The 21,381-nt window shown below is 69.3% G+C and carries 24 protein-coding genes; 16 read left to right on the forward strand and 8 right to left on the reverse strand.

The window, feature by feature from the left end; all coding sequences use genetic code 11:
• Positions 1-28: 28 nt before the first annotated feature.
• Complete coding sequence (locus tag AB4070_RS10075; protein WP_046747524.1) at positions 29-706, forward strand: FadR/GntR family transcriptional regulator; 678 nt, start codon at positions 29-31, stop codon at positions 704-706.
• Positions 707-724: 18 nt separating this feature from the next.
• Here AB4070_RS10075 and AB4070_RS10080 read toward each other — a convergent pair whose 3' ends face one another.
• The gene (locus tag AB4070_RS10080; protein ID WP_441979967.1) at positions 725-1,387 is read right to left on the reverse strand and encodes a transaldolase family protein; all 663 of its coding nucleotides are present in this window, start codon (positions 1,385-1,387) and stop codon (positions 725-727) included.
• Positions 1,388-1,504: 117 nt separating this feature from the next.
• On the opposite strand from AB4070_RS10080, the gene AB4070_RS10085 reads away from it, so the two are divergent.
• From AB4070_RS10085 to AB4070_RS10105, 5 genes are read left to right on the forward strand one after another with little or no spacing between them, the layout of a single operon-like run.
• Entirely contained in the window at positions 1,505-2,467 is a 963-nt protein-coding gene (locus AB4070_RS10085; protein ID WP_441979968.1) for a ribokinase, read from the forward strand.
• A 37-nt stretch (positions 2,468-2,504) separates the two neighbouring features.
• Positions 2,505-2,909 (forward strand): D-ribose pyranase, encoded by a 405-nt coding sequence (gene rbsD, locus AB4070_RS10090; RefSeq protein WP_441979969.1) that lies wholly within the window; start codon positions 2,505-2,507, stop codon positions 2,907-2,909.
• Positions 2,909-3,721, forward strand: a complete 813-nt coding sequence (locus tag AB4070_RS10095) for a GntR family transcriptional regulator (protein WP_441979970.1) — start codon at positions 2,909-2,911, stop codon at positions 3,719-3,721. The genes rbsD and AB4070_RS10095 overlap by 1 nt, the downstream gene beginning before the upstream one ends.
• Positions 3,722-3,742: 21 nt before the next feature.
• The gene (locus AB4070_RS10100) at positions 3,743-4,801 is read left to right on the forward strand and encodes a PLP-dependent cysteine synthase family protein (RefSeq protein ID WP_441979971.1); all 1,059 of its coding nucleotides are present in this window, start codon (positions 3,743-3,745) and stop codon (positions 4,799-4,801) included.
• A gap of 23 nt (positions 4,802-4,824) precedes the next feature.
• Positions 4,825-5,340, forward strand: a complete 516-nt coding sequence (locus tag AB4070_RS10105; protein ID WP_441979972.1) for a glycine cleavage system protein R — start codon at positions 4,825-4,827, stop codon at positions 5,338-5,340.
• Positions 5,341-5,479: 139 nt separating this feature from the next.
• Here the strand turns inward: AB4070_RS10105 and AB4070_RS10110 are convergent, their stop codons facing one another.
• Positions 5,480-6,157 carry a FadR/GntR family transcriptional regulator gene (locus tag AB4070_RS10110; RefSeq protein ID WP_441979973.1) on the reverse strand — a complete coding sequence of 226 codons (678 nt, stop codon included), beginning with the start codon at positions 6,155-6,157 and terminating at the stop codon, positions 5,480-5,482.
• 165 nt (positions 6,158-6,322) lie between these two features.
• Between AB4070_RS10110 and AB4070_RS10115 the strand changes: the two genes are divergently transcribed.
• The 4 genes from AB4070_RS10115 to AB4070_RS10130 are packed head-to-tail and all read left to right on the forward strand — an operon-like array spanning position 6,323 to position 10,812.
• On the forward strand, positions 6,323-7,558 hold the full coding sequence (locus AB4070_RS10115; protein WP_441979974.1) for an aminotransferase class V-fold PLP-dependent enzyme: 1,236 nt from the start codon (positions 6,323-6,325) through the stop codon (positions 7,556-7,558).
• A gap of 60 nt (positions 7,559-7,618) precedes the next feature.
• Positions 7,619-8,929 carry an ABC transporter substrate-binding protein gene (locus AB4070_RS10120; protein ID WP_441979975.1) on the forward strand — a complete coding sequence of 437 codons (1,311 nt, stop codon included), beginning with the start codon at positions 7,619-7,621 and terminating at the stop codon, positions 8,927-8,929.
• 3 nt (positions 8,930-8,932) lie between these two features.
• Positions 8,933-9,895, forward strand: coding sequence for a carbohydrate ABC transporter permease (locus AB4070_RS10125; protein ID WP_151458564.1), 963 nt, complete (start codon positions 8,933-8,935; stop codon positions 9,893-9,895).
• Complete coding sequence (locus AB4070_RS10130; protein WP_225855712.1) at positions 9,892-10,812, forward strand: carbohydrate ABC transporter permease; 921 nt, start codon at positions 9,892-9,894, stop codon at positions 10,810-10,812. The genes AB4070_RS10125 and AB4070_RS10130 overlap by 4 nt, the downstream gene beginning before the upstream one ends.
• Here AB4070_RS10130 and AB4070_RS10135 read toward each other — a convergent pair.
• The 3 genes from AB4070_RS10135 to yczR are packed head-to-tail and all read right to left on the reverse strand — an operon-like array spanning position 10,787 to position 13,778.
• Positions 10,787-11,746: an aldo/keto reductase family protein gene (locus AB4070_RS10135; protein WP_441979976.1), complete on the reverse strand. Its 960-nt coding sequence runs from the start codon at positions 11,744-11,746 to the stop codon at positions 10,787-10,789. The genes AB4070_RS10130 and AB4070_RS10135 overlap by 26 nt on opposite strands.
• Positions 11,747-11,801: 55 nt before the next feature.
• A complete protein-coding gene (locus tag AB4070_RS10140) occupies positions 11,802-12,296 on the reverse strand; it encodes a hypothetical protein (RefSeq protein WP_441979977.1) in 495 nt (164 codons plus the stop codon).
• A 9-nt stretch (positions 12,297-12,305) separates the two neighbouring features.
• Positions 12,306-13,778, reverse strand: a complete 1,473-nt coding sequence (gene yczR, locus AB4070_RS10145) for a MocR-like transcription factor YczR (RefSeq protein WP_441979978.1) — start codon at positions 13,776-13,778, stop codon at positions 12,306-12,308.
• Between the two features lie 52 nt (positions 13,779-13,830).
• On the opposite strand from yczR, the gene AB4070_RS10150 reads away from it, so the two are divergent.
• Positions 13,831-14,139, forward strand: coding sequence for a hypothetical protein (locus tag AB4070_RS10150; protein WP_441979979.1), 309 nt, complete (start codon positions 13,831-13,833; stop codon positions 14,137-14,139).
• A 36-nt stretch (positions 14,140-14,175) separates the two neighbouring features.
• Here the strand turns inward: AB4070_RS10150 and AB4070_RS10155 are convergent, their stop codons facing one another.
• Positions 14,176-15,816, reverse strand: coding sequence for a DUF4407 domain-containing protein (locus AB4070_RS10155; protein WP_441979980.1), 1,641 nt, complete (start codon positions 15,814-15,816; stop codon positions 14,176-14,178).
• Positions 15,817-15,948: 132 nt separating this feature from the next.
• Entirely contained in the window at positions 15,949-16,512 is a 564-nt protein-coding gene (locus AB4070_RS10160) for a TetR/AcrR family transcriptional regulator (protein ID WP_441979981.1), read from the reverse strand.
• Positions 16,513-16,577: 65 nt separating this feature from the next.
• On the opposite strand from AB4070_RS10160, the gene AB4070_RS10165 reads away from it, so the two are divergent.
• The gene (locus AB4070_RS10165) at positions 16,578-17,243 is read left to right on the forward strand and encodes an NAD(P)H-dependent oxidoreductase (protein ID WP_441979982.1); all 666 of its coding nucleotides are present in this window, start codon (positions 16,578-16,580) and stop codon (positions 17,241-17,243) included.
• Here AB4070_RS10165 and rlmN read toward each other — a convergent pair.
• A complete protein-coding gene (gene rlmN, locus AB4070_RS10170; RefSeq protein WP_441979983.1) occupies positions 17,192-18,478 on the reverse strand; it encodes a 23S rRNA (adenine(2503)-C(2))-methyltransferase RlmN in 1,287 nt (428 codons plus the stop codon). The two genes, AB4070_RS10165 and rlmN, sit on opposite strands and share 52 nt — an antisense overlap.
• A 70-nt stretch (positions 18,479-18,548) precedes the next feature.
• Here rlmN and AB4070_RS10175 point away from each other — a divergent pair, with 70 nt between their 5' ends.
• From AB4070_RS10175 to AB4070_RS10190, 4 genes are all read left to right on the forward strand, one after another.
• Positions 18,549-19,091 carry a ribosomal protein L7/L12 gene (locus AB4070_RS10175; protein WP_441979984.1) on the forward strand — a complete coding sequence of 181 codons (543 nt, stop codon included), beginning with the start codon at positions 18,549-18,551 and terminating at the stop codon, positions 19,089-19,091.
• Positions 19,092-19,153: 62 nt separating this feature from the next.
• The gene (locus tag AB4070_RS10180; RefSeq protein ID WP_441979985.1) at positions 19,154-19,792 is read left to right on the forward strand and encodes a bifunctional 4-hydroxy-2-oxoglutarate aldolase/2-dehydro-3-deoxy-phosphogluconate aldolase; all 639 of its coding nucleotides are present in this window, start codon (positions 19,154-19,156) and stop codon (positions 19,790-19,792) included.
• Between the two features lie 51 nt (positions 19,793-19,843).
• Positions 19,844-20,554, forward strand: a complete 711-nt coding sequence (locus AB4070_RS10185; RefSeq protein WP_441979986.1) for an ankyrin repeat domain-containing protein — start codon at positions 19,844-19,846, stop codon at positions 20,552-20,554.
• Positions 20,551-21,300 carry a sulfite exporter TauE/SafE family protein gene (locus AB4070_RS10190; protein WP_441979987.1) on the forward strand — a complete coding sequence of 250 codons (750 nt, stop codon included), beginning with the start codon at positions 20,551-20,553 and terminating at the stop codon, positions 21,298-21,300. The genes AB4070_RS10185 and AB4070_RS10190 overlap by 4 nt, the downstream gene beginning before the upstream one ends.
• Positions 21,301-21,381 lie beyond the last annotated feature (81 nt).

Genomic DNA, 21,381 nt, shown 5'->3' on the forward strand with positions numbered 1-21,381 from the left:
ACATCCGATCAATCGCTAGGATGACGCCATGGCAGTCACCGACGAGGCGATCGAGAAGATCAAGGCGATGATCGTGGCGGGCGAGCTCGCCCCGGGTGATCGGCTTCCCCCGGAGAAGGAGCTGTCCGAACGGCTCGGCCTCTCCCGCAACTCCATGCGCGAGGCGGTCAAGGCGCTCGAGGTCATCCGGGTGCTGGACGTGCGACGAGGCGACGGCACCTATGTCACGAGCCTCGAACCCCACCTGCTGCTGGAGGCGATCTCGTTCGTCGTCGACATGCACGACGACGATTCGATGCTCGAGATCTTCGCGGTCCGTCGGATGCTGGAGTCGCAGGCGACCGGGTTGGCGGCCACGCTCGGCACCGAGGAGCAGATCTCCGAGCTGCGTGACGAGGTCGATGCGGTCGATGCGGCCGTCACGATCGAGGCGCTCGTCGACCACGACATCCGCTTCCATCGTGAGATCGTCGCGATGTCGGGCAACGCGTATCTCGCGAGCCTGATCGAGCACCTGAGCAGCCAGACCGTGCGTGCGCGGGTCTGGCGCGGTCTCACGGAGGCCGGCGCGGTCGAGCGCACCCTGTCGGAGCACCGGGCCATCGCCGACGCGATCGCCCAGCACGACTCCGCCCTCGCGACCTCGCTCGCCACGGCGCACATCGCGGGTGTCGAGCGCTGGCTGCGTCAGGCCGCGGCGAACTGATCCGCTCCGGAGCGTCGCTCAGGCGCCGAGGCGCACCATCGCGGCGTCGAACTCGACTGCCGAGCTGTCGCTCACCTCGTGCAGGAGCACCTGGTCGAGCACGTCGGGCGCCGCGGTGAAGTAGGGAACGCCGGCCAACCGCAGGCCGGTGATGTCATCCGGCGACCGCAGCGACGCCGCGAGCACGTTCGAGCCGCTTCCCGCGCACACCGCCTGCATCCGCGCGATGGTCGCATCGCCGTCGAACCCGGCATCCCGCATCCGCCCGAGGTAGGGCGCGATGTACTGCGCCCCGATCGACGCGCACGCGAGCGCCTGAGCGACCGAGTACACGGCCGTCACGAGCACGGTGGCGCCGTCGCGCACGAGAGCGGATGCCGCGGCGAAACCCGCGGCCGTCGCAGGCACCTTCACGGCCACACGGTCGCCCAGCGCGCGGATGCCGTCGGCGTTGCGGAGGAGCGATGCGGTGTCGCCACCCCACGTCTGGAAGAAGATCTCCCTCGCCCCTTCCGACTCCCAGCGGGCGTAGAGCTCCGGGATCTCGGCGGCGGTGCGTCCTGCGCGTTCGAGGATCGTCGGATTCGTGGTGACGCCGTGCACCACGCCGGCGGCGAGCAGGCGCGAGACGCGGTCGACGTCGGCACTGTCGACGTACAGGCGTGGCGCGATCGGGTTCATCGGGGCTCCTCGCGGACAACCTGTCGTTACAGGTGCGGATTCGGCTAATGTAATGACAGCCACCGCGGTCTGTCAAAGCGTCGGCTATGCCTGCCGTCGAAGAAGATCAGGAGCGAGATGACCCCCGCACACCCCCAGGAGCGCACCGGCGTCGTGATCGTCGGAAGCGTCACGGCCGATGTCACCACCTTCTCCGGACGCCTCCCCGCCAGGGGCGAGACCATCCTGGGCGACGAGTTCACCCTCATGCTGGGAGGCAAAGGTGCCAACCAGGCCGTCGCCGCCGGGCGCTCGGGTGCACGGACGAGCTTCGTCGGCTGCGTGGGCGACGACCTCTTCCACGATCTCGTCGTCGACGGGCTCACGGCCGCCGGGGTCGACCTGGCACACCTGCGCACGGTTCCCGGCCCGACCGGTGTGGCGCACATCCGCGTCGACTCCTCGGCGCAGAACGACATCGTGATGGTGCCGCTGGCCAACGCCGCCCTGAGCGCCGCACAGATCGACGAGGCACTCGCGGCTCTCGCTCCCACCACGTCGGTGCTGCTCACGCAGCTCGAGACCCCCTCCGCACTCACCGCGCACATCACCGCACGAGGACGCGAACACGGCATGACGGTCATCCTCGATCCCGCCCCTGCCGCCGAGCTCGACGCCGAGATCTGGCGGAGCATCGACATCGTCACCCCCAACGAGACCGAGGCGACACTGATCAGCGGTATCGAGGTCACGGACGCGGATTCGGCCGAGCGCGCCGGCCGCTGGTTCCTCGCCCAGGGGGTGGGCGCCGCGGTCATCACGCTCGCGGGCCAGGGGTCGTGCGTCGTGACGGCGGAGGGCGCCGCCGTGATCCCGCCGTTCCCCGTCGACGCCGTGGACACGACAGCAGCGGGAGACGCCTACGCGGGCTATCTCGGTGCAGCCCTCGCCAACGGGAGCAGCCTGGAGGACGCCGTGCGGTTGGCCACAGCGGCGGGCGCGCTCACGGTCACCAAGCAGGGCGCATCGCCGAGCCTTCCCCACCGCGCGGAGGTCGAGGCGTTCCTGGCCGAGCGCACCGCCACATCCGTCGCGAGCTGACCCCGCGATCGCCGCATCCGGAGAACCGAGGAGACCCATGCGAAAGACCGCCACCACGATCAACCCCGCGCTCTCCCGCGTGATCAGCGAGACGGGGCACACCGACCTGATCGTCGTCACCGACGCGGGTCTGCCCATCCCTCCGGGCTCCGAGCGCATCGATCTGGCGTATCGCCCCGGGGCGCCGGCCTTCCTCGACGTGCTCGACACCGTGCTCGCCGAGCTGGTGGTCGAGGGCGCCACCGTCTCGGCCGAGGTGGCGGAGCGGAGCCCCGAAGTGCTCGAGGCGTTGCGGGAGCGGTTCGCCGGCGAGGGCTTCGAGATCGCGCTCATCCCGCACGTCGAGTTCAAGAAGCTCAGCCAGGGCGCCCGCGCCTTCGTGCGCTCCGGGGAGTTCACCCCCTACGCGAACGTGATCCTGCACGCGGGGGTGGCGTACTGATGGCCATCGTCGACGACGCGATCGATCGGCACTCCGCCGCCCCCATGTACGACCAACTGCGCCAGCTGATCATCGACGGCATCGCCCGTGACGGCCTGCAGCCCGGCGATCCGCTCCCCGGAGAGCACCGACTGTGCGAGCGCTACGGCATCTCCCGCACCGTGGTGCGTCAAGCGCTCGCCCAGCTCGAGCACGAGGGGCTCGTCGAGCGCGTGAAGGGCAAGGGCACCTTCGTCTCCCGGCCCCGCACGAGCGAGAGCCTGGTGCACACCCTCGTGGGCCTGTACGACGACGTCGAGCGGCGTGGCGGACACGTGCACAGCGACGTGCTGCGCCACGAGCAGACGACGGCGGACGAGGAGATCGCGCTCGCGCTGGAGGTGTCCGTCGGCTCCCCCGTCGTCGTGCTCGAGCGTCTGCGCCACGTCGACGGCGAGCCGTGGTCGCTCTCGACGACCTGGATGCCCGACGCCGTGGGCTCGGTGACGCTCGGCGCCGACCTGACCGAGGCGTCGCTGTACCGGCTGCTCGCCGATAACGACATCGTGGCGACGCACGGCGTGCGCTCGGCGGAGGCGACAGTGGCCACGCACGAGCAGGCGCAGCATCTCGGCGTCAGCGCGGGCTCGGCCCTGCTGCGTCTGCGCAGCATCAGCCGCAGCGCCGACGGCACGCCCATCGAGTACTTCATCGCGTACCACCGCGGCGACCGGTCGCGCTTCGAGTTCCAGCTGCAGCAGGAGCAGTCGCAGGCCTCGCTGCTGCATGTCGACGGCGAGGGCGGGGCCTCGCGCGCCGGAACGGTCGGCTGAGCGCCCGGTAGTCTCGAGGGCATGAGCGACTGGACCAGCACCGCGATCGCCCTGCTGGAAGCCGATGCCAACCGCAGCGCCGACACGCACCTGCACCTCTTCCCGCTGCCGCCGGAATGGGGCATCGACCTGTACCTCAAAGACGAATCCGTGCACCCGACAGGTTCCCTCAAGCACCGCCTCGCGCGTTCGCTCCTCCTCTACGGCCTGGTCAACGGCCGCATCCGGCAGGACACCACGCTCGTGGAATCGTCGAGCGGCTCGACCGCCGTCTCGGAGGCGTACTTCGCCCGGATGCTCGGGTTGAAGTTCATCACCGTCGTTCCGCGTTCGACGGTGCAGGAGAAGATCGACCTCATCGAGTTCTACGGCGGCACCTGCCACTTCGTCGACCGCGCGGAGGACATGTCCCCCGAGGCGCAGCGCCTCGCAGCGGACTGCACCGGCCACTACCTCGACCAGTTCACGTTCGCGGAGCGTGCGACCGACTGGCGCGGCAACAACAACATCGCCGAGAGCGTGTTCAGCCAGCTCGCCCAGGAGCGCCACCCCATCCCCACCTGGATCGTCACAGGTGCGGGAACGGGAGGCACCAGCGCCACGTTCGGTCGCTACGTGAAGTACCGGATGCACGACACCAAGGTCGCGGTCGTCGACCCGGAGGGCTCGGCGTTCTACGACGGATGGGCCGGCACCGTTGACCCGCCGACCGGTCGTCCGAGTCGCATCGAGGGCATCGGCCGCCCGCGCGTCGAGGCGTCGTTCGTGCCCACCGTGATCGACGAGATGATCCAGGTCCCCGATGCGGGGTCGATCGCCGCGATCCGCCTGCTGCGTGAACGCACCCTGCACTGGGCCGGCGGGTCGACGGGCACGAACCTCTACGGCGCGTTCCAGCTCATCGCGCGGATGCGGGCCGCGGGCGAGACCGGCAGTGTCGTGACCCTGATCTGCGACAGCGGAGTCCGCTACGCCAACACCTACTACTCCGACGAGTGGGTCGCGGCTCAAGGCTGGGACCTCGCCCCGCACCGCGCCCTGCTGGAGCGGTTCCTCGAGTCCGGCATCTGGGACGAGTGAGGGCTGCGGGCTACGCTGGCCGCATGACTACTCTGATCCTCACCGTCGCGGGTGCAGACCGTCCTGGCCTCGTGGCCGCCGTCGCCGATGTCGTGGACGCGCACGGCGGCAACTGGGAGAACAGCTCACTGGCCGAGCTCGCCGGCACGTTCGCGGGCGTGATCGAGGTCTCGGTCGCCGACGACAGGGAGGCCGAGCTGACCTCGGCGCTCCGCGGCCTCCAGGGTCAGGGGCTCCTCACGCTCGCCGTGCTCACCGGCAGCCAGGACGCATCCGCCGACGACGATCGGCTGCTCGAGATCCAGGTGCTCGGCAACGACCGGCCCGGCATCGTGCGCGAGGTCTCCGGCGTGCTGAACGCCCACGCCCTGAGCATCGAGGAGCTCGCCACCGAGACGCGCGACGCCGCGATGGCCGGAGGCCGCCTGTTCGAGGCGTCTGTCACCGCGAAGGTCCCGGCCGACGTCGACCTCGACGCCCTGCGCACCGACCTCGAGCGCATCGCCGCCGAGATCCAGGTCGACATCACCCTCGCCTGAGGTCCCTCCCCCTCCCCCTCCTCCTCCCCCTCCACCCCGAAACCCACGCTCCGCGCCGAGACCCACGGTGAAAGCCGCCGCTGGGCGTGGGTCTGGGCGACGACGATGGGTTTCGACGCTGGGTGTCGAGGAGAGGACGTCAGAGGCCGGAGTACTTCCGCACCCAGTACTCCGTGTAGGCGACGTGCGCGGAGGCCGCCGCAGAGGCCGCGACCGGATCCGCCGCGGCCAGGCCGCGCAGGATCGCGCGGTGCCCGGCGTCGGAGTGGATCTTGAGCTCCGCGGCATCCTCGGGCTCGGAGATCCGGTACGCCCGGGAGCGCGAGCGGAGCACGTCGATGAGGCTGGTCAGCGCCTCATTGCCCGCGACCGCGGAGATCGCCATGTGGAACTCGTGATCGAGCCGTGACTGCGCCTCGAAGTCGGTGGTCGCCTCGATCTCGTCGAGCACGCGGTCGAGCGACTCCACCGTCTCGTCGTCGATGCGTGCGGCGGCGAGCGCGGCGGCGTGGGGTTCGAGCACTCGGCGCAGCTCGGTCAGTTCGAGCACGCCCGCCATCGGCAACAGCCCGACGGTGAGCGAGAGACTGCCGATGAGGTCGGCGGCGCGCAGCTCGCTGACGTAGCTGCCCGATCCGTGTCGCGTCTCGAGCACCCCGAGGGCGGCGAGTGTGCGAATCGCCTCGCGCAGCGATCCACGGGAGACACCGAGGGTCTCGCACAGCTCGCCCTCGCTGGGAAGCCGGTCTCCCGGCCGCAGCGCGCCGTCCGCGATCAAGGCGCGCAGTCCGTGCAGCGCCGTGTCGAGTGCGCTCATCGTCGTCCTCCAGACACTCCGCGGCTCTTCGTGAAGTCTGTCGGAAGGTCCCGCTTCCGCAAACTCGTATGACAAGTATTTTTCATAACTCAGGATTCGTAGCGGAATCGGCAGCACTGTGGCAAAGTTGTGCAACAACTCGCCCGAACTCACCGATGAGGACCGATGCCCGCACCGCTGTTCCCCGCACCGCTCACGCTGACCTCCGGCATGCGAGCGCGCGACGCCTGGCCCCTGGACCCGTCCGTGATCCACCTGAACCACGGGTCCTTCGGCGCGGTCCCGTCCGTCGTCGTCGCTCAGCAGGACGCTCTGCGCCGCCGCGCCGACCTCAGCCCCGTCGAGTGGTTCCCGCGCATCGCGGAGCGCGTGCAGGAGGCCCGCGCGCGCACTGCGCCGTTCGTCGGTGCCCGCGCCGAGGACAGCGCCTTCGTGCCCAACGCCTCCGCCGCCGCGACCGTGGTCTTCAACGCCCTGCACCTCGACGCCGGCGACGAGATCCTCGTGACCGATCAGGGGTACGGCGCCATCACGATGGGAGCCGAGCGCCTCGCCCGGCGCTTCGGTGCGAGGGTCCGCGCCGTCGCGGTGCCGCTGCTCGCCTCCGACGACGAGATCGTGCAGCTCTTCGCCGACGAGCTCACCCCGCGCACCCGACTGATCGTCGTCGACCAGATCACCTCGCCGACCGCTCGCCTCCTGCCCACCCGACGTATCGCCGATGCCGCAGCCGAGCACGGCGTGCGCACCCTCGTCGACGGCGCTCACGCCCCCGGTCTGGTCCCCGACGCGGCCGCTGTCGCCGGCGGGGACTGGTGGTTCGGCAACATGCACAAGTGGCCCTGTGCACCGCGCGGCTCTGCCCTGCTGGTCACGGCGGCGCCCGACCGCGACGAGCTCTGGCCGCTGATCGACTCCTGGGCCGCGCGCGAGCCGTACCCCTCCCGCTTCGACACCCAGGGCACGATCGACGCCACCACGTACCTGGCCACCCCGACCGCCATCGACTTCATCGAGAGCGAGTTCGGGTGGGCAGCGGCTCGCACGGCGCTGACGGAGATCGCCGACGCCGGCGCCGAACTGATCGCCGAGGCCCTGCGCCCGTACAGCGACGAGGATCCCCTGACTCCGCTCCCCTCCCCTGTGCCATCGATGCGACTGGTACGCCTCCCGCTCGGGCTGGGCGCGACGAGAGAGGAGGCCGACGCGCTCCGGATGGATCTGCTCGACGAGGTCGGTGTCGAGACGGCGTTCACGAGCTTCCGCGGTGTCGGCTACTTCCGGCTGTCCGCACACCTCTACAACGAGGCCTCCGACTACGAGGCCTTCGTCGAACGCTGCATCCCGCAGATCCTCCGTCGCGCCGGCATCCGCCAAGCCGACTCCCTCGTCCTTCCCTGACCGCGCCCGCCCATCCACCCGACCGCAACACCCACCCCCACCCCCACCGAGAGGCACATCGTGAAGAACAAGATCTTGACGACCGCAGCGGGATTCGGCACCGTCGCCGTCCTCGCCCTCACCGGCTGCTCCGCAGGCTCCGGTCCCTCCGACGACGGCTCCGTCCAGCTGCAGATGGTCGAGAGCCTGACCAACCCCGCCCGCACCGAGCTGCTGCGCGGGCTCCTCGACGACTTCGAGAAGGCCAACCCGAAGATCACCGTCACCCTCGTCTCCCCGCCCACCGAGCAGGCCGACCAGAAGATCCAGCAGATGCTGCAGTCCGGCAAGGGTGTCGACGTGCTCGAGGTGCGCGACATCACCGTCGGGCCGTTCGCGAACAACGGCTGGCTGTACGACCTGGGCGACGATCTGAAGAAGTGGGACGGCTGGGATGCCCTGACCGAGAACGCGCAGTCGGCATCGGTCGCGGAGGACGGCAAGAGCTACTTCGTCCCCTACGGCTTCTACGGCCTGTCGCTCTTCTACCGCACGGACCTCGTCGAGCAGGCCGGCTTCGACGGCCCGCCGCACAGCTGGAAGGACCTGCTGGAGCAGGCGTCCGCCATCCAGGACCCGTCGAACAACATCTACGGCTATGCGTTCCGCGGCGGTCAGAACGCGAACAGCAACGTCGTCGCGGCGATCGAGGCCTACACGATCGATGGCCTCGACACGGAGGACGCGTTCCTCATGGAGGACGGCTCGACGATCTTCGCCGCTCCCGAAGCCCAGGAGGCCGTCGACGACTACTTCGACCTCTTCAAGGAGGCCTCGCCGCCGTCCGCCGTCTCGTGGGGCTACCCCGAGATGGTCGCCGGTTTCACCAACGGCACCACGGCCTTCCTTCTGCAGGACCCGGAGGTCATCGCGACGGTGCAGGACTCGTCCCTGACGGAGGACCAGTGGGACACCGCCCCGCTGCTCGTCGGGCCGTCCGGCAAGGCCGCACAGCCCCTCGCCGTCGCCGGCTGGGGCGTCGCGGAGAACAGCGAGCACAAGGAGGCAGCGGTCAAGCTCGTCGAGTTCCTGTCGTCGGCCGAGCCCGCCACCGAGTTCGCGCAGGCGAACAGCCTCGTCCCGATCATCGCGGCCGCCGCGGACGACGACTTCTACTCTTCGGGCCCGTGGACCAGCTACGTCACCATGACCGAGGACCCGGAGACCTACGTGAACGTGCGCCAGCCGCGCGGGGTCAGCTGGTGGACCGAGTGGATCCAGAAGTCCGACCAGGACGTGCAGAACGTGCTGCTCGGCAACATGTCCACGAAGGACCTCCTCGCCTCCTGGGATGCGTTCTGGACCGAGAAGTACGCCGCGGAGAAGGGTTGATCCGTGGCCCGCACCATCCGTGAAGGGGGCTCCGTCGGCACCGCGTCTGATCACGCAGTCGGCGGGGCCTCCCCGGCATCGCGTCGTCGCCCCTTCCGGGGTCGCACTGCGCTCACGCTGCTGGCGTTCCTCGCGCCGGCGATCGTCTTCGTCTGCTGGTTCACGTACTGGCCGATGCTGCAGGGCGCCCGCATGGCGTTCCACGACTGGAACCTGTGGGACCTCACGTCGACGCCGTTCGTCGGCTTCGACAACTTCCTCGCCGTCTTCCGGGATCCCGCCTTCCCGACCGTGGCGTGGAACTCCGTCCTCTGGGTCGTCGGCTCCCTCGTGCCGCAGCTCGTGATCGGCTTCCTCATCGCCCTCGCCCTGCGTAAGAGGTTCCGCTTCCGCGGGCTCTACCAGGCGCTGGTGTTCTTCCCGTGGGCCGTGTCCGGCTTCCTCATCGGCATGCTGTTCCGCTGGATGTTCAACGCCGAGTTCGGCGTCGTCAACGACCTGCTCATGAAGGCGGGTCTGATCGACGCACCGCTGCCGTGGCTGGCCGACCCGAAGCTCGCGATGTTCGCCGTGATCGTCGCGAACATCTGGTACGGCGTGACCTTCTTCGCGATCATGATCCTCGCGGCCCTGCAGTCGGTGCCGGACGAGATGCTGGAGGCGGCGAGCCTGGACGGCGCCGGCAAGGTGCGGCAGCTGTTCTCGATCATCATCCCGTACATCTCGATGACGCTGCTGCTGACGATCCTGCTGCGCGTGATCTGGATCTTCAACTTCCCCGACATCATCTACGCGATGACGAACGGCGGCCCGGCCAACCAGACCCACATCATCACGACGTGGATGATCAACTACACGCAGCAGGGCAACTACGGCATCGCAAGCGCCATCGGGCTCATCGTCGTGGCCTTCCTCATGGTGTTCTGCGCGTTCTACCTGATGGCGATGCGAAGGGTACAGCGATGACCATCACCTCATCTGTCCGGACCGGCTCCTCGGTCACGGAGACCCGTCGCATCACGGTGCCCGACCCGAAGTCCGCCCCGCGTCCCAAGCCCCGCGTCACGGTGGGGGGTGTGGTGCGTGTCGTCGGCCTGGGGCTGTGGCTGCTCATCACCCTGTTCCCGCTGTACTGGATCACGCTCACCGCGTTCAAGTCGCCTGGCACGATCAACCGCTTCCCGATCGAGTACTGGCCGAGCGAGCCCTCGCTGGACAACTTCACGAGCCTGTTCGAGAAGAGCTCGTTCGGAACGTTCCTGGCGAACTCGGCCATCGTGGCGGTGTCGGCCGGCGCGGTGGCGACGCTCATCGCGCTGCTCAGCGCCTACGTGCTGGCCCGGTTCGAGTTCCGCGGCAAGGGGGCGGTGCTCATCGCGTTCCTGTTGACGCAGATGATCCCGGCTTTCATCGCCCTGGGACCGCTGTACTCGATGATGACCGACCTCGGCCTGGTCGACACCAAGCCGGGCCTCATCCTCGTCTACATCGCGATCTGCATCCCGTTCTCCACGGTGATGCTGCGGGGCTTCTTCGAGAACGTCCCCGATGCGCTGGAGGAGGCGGCGATGATCGACGGCTGCTCACGCCTGGGCGCCCTGTTCCGGGTGCTCGTGCCGGTCATGACACCTGGCATCATCGCGGCGTTCATCTTCAACTTCGTGAACTGCTGGAACGAGCTGTTCCTGTCGGTCGTGCTGATGAACACCGACGCGAACCGCACAGTGCCATCGGCGCTGAACGGCTTCATCTCCACGTTCAACATCGACTGGGGCTCCATGAGCGCCGCGGCCGTGCTGACGATCCTCCCGACGATGGTCATGTTCGCCCTCGCCAGCCGCTGGATCGTCCAGGGCCTCACCGCCGGCGCAGTGAAGGAATAACCCCCACCACTCCACCGCTGGAGGCTCCGGTCGCGGACGCCTTGACGGTCTCGGCGAGCTGCTCCGGACGGGAGGCGCCGACGAGGGCCGCCGCCACGTTCGGGTTCTGCAGCACCCACGCGATCGCGAGCTGCGGCATCGACAGGCCAGCCTGCTCCGCGATCGGCTTGAGGCGCTGCACCGCGGTGAGGATGTCGTCCTGCAGGAAGCTCTTGATGAAGTCGGCACCGCTGTGCGGATCGGTCGCCCGCGACCCCGCGGGCACCGGCTGGCCCGGCAGGTACTTTCCGCTCAGCACACCCTGCGCCATCGGCGACCAGACGATCTGCGAGATGCCGAGCTCCTCAGACGCCGGGACGACCTTGCCCTCGATGACCCGCCACAGCATCGAGTACTGCGGCTGGTTGGAGATGAGCTGGATGCCGAGCTGCTTCGCCAGCGCGTGCCCTTCGCGCAGCTGCTCCGCGGTCCACTCCGAGACGCCGATGTAGAGCGCTTTGCCCTGACGGACGACGTCGGCGAAGGCCTGGAACGTCTCCTCGAGCGGGGTCTCGTAGTCGAAGCGGTGCGCCTGGTAGAGGTCGACGTAGTCGGTGCCGAGACGCGTGAGCGAACCGTTGATCGACTCGAAGATGTGCTTGCGGCTCAGACCGGTGTCGTTCGGGCCCTTGGGGCCGGTCGGGAAGTAGACCTTGGTGAAGATCTCCAGCCCTTCGCGGCGCTGACCCTCCAGCGCTTTGCCGAGCACGACCTCGGCCGCCGTGTTGGCGTAGGTGTCCGCGGTGTCGAACGTGGTGATGCCGGCGTCCAGGGCGGCGTGCACGGTCTTGACCGCGGCGTCGTCCTCGACCTGCGAGGCGTGCGTGACCCAGTTGCCGTAGGTGATCTCCGAGACCTTGAGACCGCTGTTGCCGAGATAGCGATAGTTGACCATGGACCCAACGCTACTGGCTGCCCACCATGCCGGGGCCGGATGCGTCGGGAAAGCGTCAGCCGGTGGTCGCAGCGGGGTGGTGGCGCATCGCAGTGACGATGCCGACGGCGACGAGCGCCGTAGCCGAGAGCGCACTGACGGCATAGAGCGGCCGCGCCCAAGGCGAGTAGTCGGCTCCGCTGATGCCGAAGGTATCGGCGAGCCCCATGCCAGCGCCGAACGAGGCGGCGAAGTAGCCGATCACGCCCAGCATCAGCAGCGCCAGGAAGCACATCGCCGCCACCAGCGGGTGCACACCGGTGGCGACGACGACGATCGACAGCACCACCGCCAGGACGACACCGACGCCGAGGATGAGGAACACCTGCCCGAGCATGAGGCTCTCCCCGGCACCCGACATCTCGAAGCGGATCTCCTCGAGGGTGAGGCCAGGCGCAGCGGCGAGCGGATTGAGTACCAGGATCTGCACCGCGGCGAGCGCGGCGTAGGCCGTGACGGCGAGCACGCCGACGATCGAGATCCCGAGAGTGCGACGCTGCGTCCGAGTCATGCGGGAATCCTAGGAAGCCATCCCGAGAGTCTCCCGATACTCGCGCCAGGCGGCTCCGAGGCGGCGCACACCCTCCGCCAACACGTCGTCCGGTGCCGTGAACGGGATGCGGATATGGTCGTCCGGCGAGACCGACACGGCGAACGCGGCGCTCCCCGCTATCGAGACGCCGTGCGTCGCGGCGACGCGGGCGAGCGCATCAGCGGAACCGGACGGGATCCGCACCCACAGCGACAACCCGCCGCGCGGCGGCTCGACCGCCCACTCGGGCAGGTGCTCGGCCATGAGGGTCTGCAGCAGCCGGAGGCGCTCCTGATGGATGCGGCTGTTCGCACGACGCAGGTCGTCGGCGCGCGCGATCAGGTCGAGGGCGAGCAGCTGCCCCGGAACACTCGTGGACTGATCGGCCAGCTGCCGCGCCCCTCGCAGACGGCGCACGAGCACGGGGTCGGCGCGCAGCCAGCCGATACGCAGCCCCGCCCACACCCATTTCGACACCGATTCGACCACGATGACCGGCGCATCCGCGCGCTCGGCAGCGAGCGTGGGAGGCACGACCCCGTCGAAGGAGATCCCCGCGAGCACACGGTCTTCGATGACGGGCACCCCGTACTGAGCGGCGAGCACGGCGACACGATGCCGCGCGGCGGCGGACAGGCGTGACCCGGTGGGGTTCTGGTGGTGCGGGTTGAGCGCGACGAGCACGGGCCGCATCCGGGCGAGCGCCTGTTCGAGCGCGTCCACGTCGAGGCCATCCGCTCCCATCGGGACGCCGTGCACCGTGCCGCCGCGCAGGCCGACCGAATCGGTGACTCCCGGCCAGGTGATCTCCTCGGCGAGCACGACGTCGCCCGGCCCCACGAGGGCGTTCACGACGAGACTGATGGCCTGCTGGGCGCCGTGCGTGACGAGGATCTGCTCGGGCGTGGTCGGTGTCCCCTCCGCGGTGTACATGTCGGCGATGAGGGTCCGCAGCGCGGGGAGGCCAGCCGGATCGGCCTCAGGCAGCAGAGCGAGGTCGAGCCGCGGCTGGTGGTCGGTGATGAGCTGCACGCCCAGCTCCGAGATCTGCGGCACGGTGCGCAGTAGGTCGATCGCATCGGGGAGCGCCGAGAACAGGGCCTCACCTCGGCCAGGACGCTGCACCGATGTGGTGGCCAGGGGCATGCCGGTGACGCGCGTGCCGCTCCCCTGCCGACGGTCCACGAGGCCGCGCTCCGCGAGGTCCGCATAGGCGGAGACCACGGTGCCGCGCGACACCGAACCTGCAACCGCCAGCGCCCGTTCGGCCGGAAGCCGGTCGCCCGGACGCAGCTCTCCGCTCGCGATCAGCGCCTCGATGCGTCGTGACAGTCGCGCGGCGAGCGTGCCGTCTCCCTGCGTCCAGCGCCCGAGTCGCGCCGAGAGTGCGGCCGACGACACCTGACCGGCGTGCACGAGCGAGGCGCTCGGTGCCGCAGCAATGGCCGATACCTGGTCCACTGGCCCACGATTGGCCCTGTGATTCATGCTCACGAGACCAGATTCTGGACCAATGGACACGACCGGCGCCACCAGAACGTCAGATTCTGGACCAATCGTCTCGGATTGGACCATTGCGCAGCTCCTGGAGTGGCTGAGCGACGACGCCCATCAGCACGATGTGACGCTGCAGCATCCGCTCGCCCGCATCGAGGCGCGGATCACCGGAGCGCACTGGGCACGCACACCGTCCACCGTGGCGCTGATCCGCTCGATCGCGGTCGCCGTCCGCGACGACCCGGCGCTCCGAACCATCCGCATCCGCGAACTCGAGCCACAGCACACGCCGAGGATGCCTGAGCGGATTCCTCAGCTCCTCTGAACAGCAGCCGACCAGCGCCCTGCCACGTGGCTCAGCTCAGCCGATCGTCGGACGAACCAGCTGCTCCTGCTCCTCGAGCGTCTGCGCCTGCGCGCGCTTCTCGGCCCGCTCCCGCTCCTGCGCCTCGGCCGCCTCCCGACGTTCCGCGCGCGTCTGCGGCTCGCCGGAACCGGACTCGGCCTGTATCTCCTGGGATTGATCCGTCACGATCTGCGCACGGTCGCGGAACCCCTCGGCCGTCACCCGATCGAGGGCGACCTGCTTGCGGATCGCAGCGGCCTTCTCGTAGAGACTCGGGTCGCCATAGCTCGTGAGCACCTTCACCAGCACCGGCAGCAGCTCGATCATGAAGAACAGGGCCGCGATCAGGATGTGCGCCCACAGGATGGTGGGCTCCTTCTCGCTGAGTCGGTTCAGTCCGCTGATCTGGCTGAGCAGGCCGACCGCTCCCGCGTTGCCCTGCGCCACGGCATCGGCCCGTGCGTTGTACGCGGCGAGCGCCTGGTCGTAGGAGTCACGGGCCGTCGGCAGCTGCGACTTCGCCTGCTCACGGTTCTGCGCCTCGGACGAGGTGGTGTTCTCCTTGGCCGCGGTGCCGGCGGCGGCGAGCTCCTCGTTCGCGGTGCGCAGCTGCGCGGCGAGCGCGTCGTAGGTCTGCTGTGCTTCGGCGAGCTGGGCCTTGGCGGCATCGGAGCTCGCCCCCTCGCCGTTGACGCCGGTGCAGCCGGGAACAGTGCCGGCGCCTTCGCCGGTCAGCTCGCACTGGTACAGCACCCGAGCCTGATCGATCACGGCCTGCTGAGCCGTCATCTTCGCGGTGACGTCATCGACTGTGGCCTGAGCCGCCGACTCGGTGGCCGACGAGGAGTCGGTTCCCGCGACGATGCCCGTGGCCGCCTGGTTCTCGAGCTCGGCGACCTTGGCGGATGCCGCGTCGAGCGCGATCTTCTCCGGACCGGACTCCAGCGCCTCCTGGTCGGACTGCGACTGGGTGATGTTGGTGGAGGCGACCTCGCGGGCGATGTCGTTGTGGAAGATCTGCAGCACGAGCGGCTCGGCCACGACGAACCCGATGATCGCAGCCATGATCACTCGCGGGATGGCGAGCCCGATGAGGCGCCAGACGTTCCTCGTCGAGCTCATGGTAGAGGTGAGGAAGCGGTCGAGGTTGAAGATGATGAGGGCCCACACGAGCGCCAGCGGCACGGCCAGCCAGACGGCCGCCTGCACGCCGGTGGTCAGGGCGAACAGCATCGAGATCGCGGACACCAGAGCGGTGCCGGCGAGCACGAAGAACATCTGCACGAAGCGGGGCGTCTCACCCGGCACGCGGTCGAGGATCTCGCCCTCCGCACCGCCGAGGATCGCGAGGGTGCGAGCGCGCGAGCCGGGAGTGCGGGGTTCGCGCTTCTTGCGGGGGCGGCGGACTCGAGGTGCACGCGGGGGCTTCACAGGGGCGGATGCGTCCGGGTCGGGCTCTGCGGCCTCTTCTGCGATGACGGCATCGGCGATCGGGGTCGCCTCGGACGAAGACGCGTCTCGGGCGGCGTCTTCGGGTCCGGTGGGCTCGAACTCGCGCAGGAAGTCGAGGTCATCCGTGACGGCGTCGGGTTCGCTGTCGAGGATGATCCGACCCTGCGAGTCGTAGCGACCCGGTCGATGGGCGGAATAGGGCATTCGAACAATCTACGAAAGATCGCCTGTGGAAAACGTGGAAGAGTCCTTTGCAGCCTCTCAGGTTGGCCGCTCCCGTCGCGATATTCCAGCTATCTGCGGCCATTCGGGTGTCATATCGCGACCGGAGCGGAGTCAGAGCAGCCTGTCGAGCGCGGCGGCGTAGGTCGCGAGCGCCGCGTCGAGGGTGAAGTGGCCGGCGGCGGCGAGGGTGCCCAGCCCGTGGATCAGCCCCCACAGCGCCACGGCGTCGGTCGGACGATCGAGGCCCGCGGCGACGGCTGCCTGGGCGAGCACGACTTCGAGTCCGTCGATCAGCGGCGCCATCGTGGCGGTGGGCGAGCCGGGGATGCAGACCGTGGGGTCGTACACCGCGTCGAACGCATGCGGGTGCTCGACGGCGAAGCGGATGTATGCGCCGCCGCCGGCGGTGAGTGCGGTCTCGGGTGTCGACGCGGACTCGGTCGCCGTACGCACCTGTTCGAGGAGGTCGGCCATGCTGCGTTCGGCGATCGCCTTGAGCAGCCCGAGCCGGTCGGAGAAGTGGTGGTACGGGGCGTTGTGGCTCACGTTCGCGGCGCGCGCGACCTCGCGCAGACTGATCTCGGCTGCGGGCATGCGCTCCAGCAGCTGCATCGCGGCATCCTCGAGCGCACGGGCGAGATCGCCGTGGTGGTAGCCGTCCTTGGAACTTGACATGAGCAACATCCTCTCCTATCTTGACAGTGTCCACCAGCTTGACACTGTCCAGATAGGAACCAGCCATGACCGCTCTCGTGATCGACGGCCACCCCGATGCCCGCTCCCTGACCGCGTCGCTCGCGCAGCGCTATGCGGCGGGGCACGGTGACGCACGCGTGCTCGCCCTGCGCGACCTCGACTTCGACCCGAGCCTGCGCTTCGGTTACCGCGAGCGCATGACCCTCGAACCCGACCTCATCGACGCGAAGCGCGCGCTGCAGCAGGCCGACACCGTGGTCATCGCGACGCCGCTGTGGTGGGGCTCCGTTCCGGCGCTGCTCAAGGGCTTCTTCGACAGGGCCCTGCTGCCGCAGCAGGAGTACCGCTACAACAAGCTCGGCCTGGTCGACGGGCTGGTGCCGGCGCGCCACGGCAGACTGCTCCTGCTCGCGGACACGCCCTGGTACTTCGTGCCGTTCACCGGACTGCCGGCGCAGACCCATGTCGCCCGCGGAACGATGCGCTTCTGCGGGATCCGCTCGGTGCGCACCCATCGCATGCTCGGCGTCAAGGATGCGCCGCCCGCGACCATCACCCGGTGGCTAGACCGCGCCGAACGACTCGGCGCCGCTGACGGACGCCGCGACGGCATCCCTCAGGCCAACGCCTCGGCGCCTCAGGCCAACGCCTCGGCGCCTCAGGCCAGTGCGGCGGAAGCCGCCTCGTCCTCGGTCGTCGCGACGAGCTGACCGCACGCCCCGTCGATCTCCTTGCCACGGGTGTCACGGAGGGTCGTCGGGATGCCGGCGTCGTTGAGCCTGCGCACGAACTCGTCCGTCACGTCCTTGTCCGACGACGTCCAGATGGAGCCGGGGGTCGGGTTGAGCGGGATCGGGTTGACGTGCACCCACCCGCGTCCGCGCTGGTTGAGCTTGTCCGCCAGCAGGTCGGCGCGCCAGGCGTGGTCGTTCATGTCCTTGATCAGCGCGTACTCGATCGAGACGCGACGACCCGTCTTGGCGTAGTAGTCGTAGGCCGCGTCGAGGGCCTCGTCGACCTTCCACCGCGAGTTCACCGGGATGAGCTCGTCGCGCAGATGGTCGTCCGGGGCGTGCAGCGAGAGGGCGAAGGTGACCGGGATGCCCTCATCGGCGAGCTTCTTGATCGCCGGCACCAGGCCGACCGTCGAGACCGTGATGCCGCGAGCGCTCATGCCGAGGCCGTCGGGCTGCGGGGCGACCATCGTGCGCACGGCGTCCATCACGCGCTTGTAGTTGGCGAGCGGCTCACCCATGCCCATGAAGACGATGTTCGAGACACGCTCCATGCTGTGGTCGTCGGCCTTCTTGCCGCCCAGGCCCCCCTCGGCGATCAGCCGGTTGGCGCGCACGATCTGCTCGATGATCTCGGCGGTCGACATGTTGCGGGTCAGTCCCGCCTGTCCGGTCGCGCAGAACGGGCAGTTCATGCCGCAGCCGGCCTGGCTCGACACGCACAGCGTGATGCGGCCGGGGTAGCGCATGAGCACCGATTCGACCAGGGCCCCGTCGTGCAGGCGCCACAGGAACTTGATCGTGTCCCCGCGGTCGGTCTCGAGGCGTCGCACCTCGGTGAGCAGCGGCGGCAGCATCCCGGCGACGAGCTGCTCCCTGGTGTCTGCGGGGAGGTCGGTCATCTGCTCGGGGTCCGACGTGTAGTGCCGGAAGTAGTGCGTCGCGAGTTGCTTCGCGCGGAAGCCGGGCAGGCCGAGCTCCTTCACCTTGTCGATACGCTCGGCGGGGGTGAGGTCGGCGAGGTGGACTGGCGGCTTGCCGCGCTTGGGGCTCGCGAACTGCAGGAGCGGGCGCCCTTCGGCATCCTTCTGCTGCGTCCAGCCCTCGGTCGCAGGGCGCACCTGCGGCTTCTTGGTCTCGCGGACGGCCCCCGAGCGCGACGACGCGGGTGCTGCGGGGCGCGTCTCGCGCGTGTAGGGAGTCTCGGTCATACCTTCCAGGGTACGCGGTGGCGGATGGGAAGACCCCGGGCACGAGTGGCCGCCTCCCTAGACTGAGCCCATGGATGCCGTGCTGTGGGTCATCGCCATCGTCGTCGGCCTGATCGTGGTCGTCGCCTTCCTCGCCGTGGCCGTCCGAGGGATGCGCCCGAAACTCCCCGATCCTCCGTCGTTCTCCACCGCTGCGCACACCACCCCTTCTTCCTCCGCCACGGCGGCCGGCGCCACCCTGACCCCGGAGGTCGTCGCCGAGGTCGACCGCCTCGTGGTGGCAGGTCAGAAGATCCACGCCATCAAGATCTACCGCGATCACTCCGGCGTCTCGCTCAAAGAGGCGAAGGACCGCATCGAGCACTGGTCGGTCAGCACGACGGCTCCGCACCCCGCAGCCGTCTCGCACACGACCGCGCCGCATTCGTCGATCACCGCGACTCCTTCGTCGGTCCGCGCCTCGCTGCCGCCGTCGGTGGCCTCGACGATCGACGCGCAGGTCGCTGGCGGCTCGGCCATCGCGGCGATCAAGACCCTCCGTGAGCACACGGGGCTCGGACTCAAGGAATCCAAGAACGTGATCGACGCCTGGCCGCACACCCACGCCTCCTGATCGAGTTGTCATTACAGGCGGCGCCCAGGAGAATGGACTGGCCCGCCCGATGAAGGAGCCCCATGCCCGACCGTCTCGACCGCGCCCGCACGACCGGCATCCTCGCCGTCCTCCGCGCCCCCTCCCCTGAACTGGCACTCGAGGCCTCGGAGGCGATCATCCGGGGCGGCGTCACGGGCATCGAGGTGACCTTCTCCACTCCCGACGCCCCCGCCGTCATCCGCGAGCTCATCACCCGCCACGGCGACGCCGCCTACATCGGGGCCGGCACCGTCACCACGGCCGCGCAGGCCGAGGAGGCCGCCGCCGCGGGAGCCGAGTTCCTCGTGAGCCCCGGCACCCTGCCGCACCTCACGCGCAGCATGCTCGACACGGGCCGGGTCGTGATGACCGGAGCCATGACCCCGACCGAGGTCATGGGCGCACTCGAGCTCGGCGTCGACGTCGTGAAGATCTTCCCCGCATCGCTGGGTGGCCCGTCGTACCTCGGCGCCCTGCGCGGACCGTTCCCCGACGCTCCCCTGATGCCCACCGGCGGAGTGAACCCCGACAACCTCGCCGCCTGGTTCGCCGCCGGAGCAGTCGCGGTCGGTGCGGGTGGAGACCTGGCGAACGGCGCATCGATCAAGAACGCCGACTGGACGGACATCGAGCAGCGTGCCGCACGATTCGCCGCGGCCCTCAGCGCCACGCGCGAGTGAGACCACACGATCGAGCAGCGCGCACTCCCCATCGTTTGGTATACCGGATGCATGGGTGCGCGACGGATGCTGTCGATCGGCGCCGTCGCGATCGCGTTGCTGACCGCGACCGGCTGCACGTCGGCCACGCCTCCGTCGGCGCCTGATCCGCGCTCATCGACCCAGGAGTCCGCCATGACCGATGCCACTCGGGATCTGCTCGCCGCCGCAGCGTCGGGAGACGCCTCCGCCGTCCGAAAGGCGATCGACGACGGGGCAGACCTCGAGGCGCGGGGGTCCGGGGGCATGACCGCACTGATCGCCGCGACGAAGGCGGATCACGTCGACGCGGCGCGCGTTCTCATCGACGCCGGCGCTGACGTGAACGCCAAAGACGACATCCAGGACTCCGCCTACCTCTACGCCGGTGCGCGGGGACACGACGAGATCCTCCTGCTGACGCTCGACAACGGTGCCGACCTCACGAGCACGAATCGCTTCGGCGGCACAGCCCTGATCCCCGCCGCCGAACGCGGACTCCTCTCGACCATCGACATCCTGTTGGAGGCCGGTGTCGACCCGAACCACATCAACGACCTGAACTGGACGGCGCTGCACGAGGCGATCGTGCTCGGCGACGGTTCATCCACCTACGTCGACGTCGTGCGCGCGCTCATCGACGGCGGAGCGGACACGAGCATCCCCGACGGGGACGGTGTGCTCCCGATCGATCTCGCCGAGGCGCGGGGGTACGAGGCCATCGCCGACGAGCTCGAACGGTGATCGCGCTCGATCCGTGGGCCTGGGCCGCGCTCGCGGTGGCCGCCGTGACGATCGGCATCTCGAAGACGGCGCTGCCGGGCGGAAGCATCCTGGCGATCGCCCTGTTCGCCGCCGTACTGCCGGCCCGCACCTCGACGGCGGCGACCCTCCTGCTGCTGATGGTCGGCGACCTGTTCGCCCTCACCGCCTACCGCCGGCACGCTCACTGGCCCACGCTGCTGCGGCTCGCACCCGCCGTCATCGCGGGCCTGCTGGTCGGGTTCGCGTTCCTCGCCTTCGCCGGCGACGGGGTGGTCCGGCGGGCGATCGGCGTGATCCTGCTGCTGATGATCGCCGTGACACTGTGGCGACGATGGCGGCAGAGCAGAGCGGACACCGCTGCTCCTCCATCCAGCGGCATCATCCTCGCGGGCGCCTACGGAACCCTCGGCGGCTTCACGACCATGGTCGCCAACGCCGGAGGCCCGGTCATGTCGATGTACTTCCTGGCCACCCGCACCCCCGTGCAGGTGTTCCTCGGCACGTCCGCCTGGTTCTTCGCCATCATCAACGTGATCAAGGTCCCCTTCCTCGCGGGGCTCGGGCTGTTCGAGACGCCCGTGCTGCTGATGGACGCTGTGCTCGCCCCACTCGTCGTCGTGGGTGCACTCCTCGGACTGCGAGTCGCCCGCCGCATGAATCAGCGCGTGTTCGACCGCATCGTGATCGCCCTCACGATCCTCGGCGCGGTCTACCTGCTGCTCTGACCCACACCCACACCCACACACACACCCACACCCACCACGCGCCCACCCCACGTACCCCCACTTCCTGCCCTCACCCCCGCC

Origin of the sequence: Microbacterium sp. 2RAF4 (assembly GCF_052115285.1) — a bacterium.
Classification (GTDB): Bacteria; Actinomycetota; Actinomycetes; order Actinomycetales; family Microbacteriaceae; genus Microbacterium; species Microbacterium oxydans.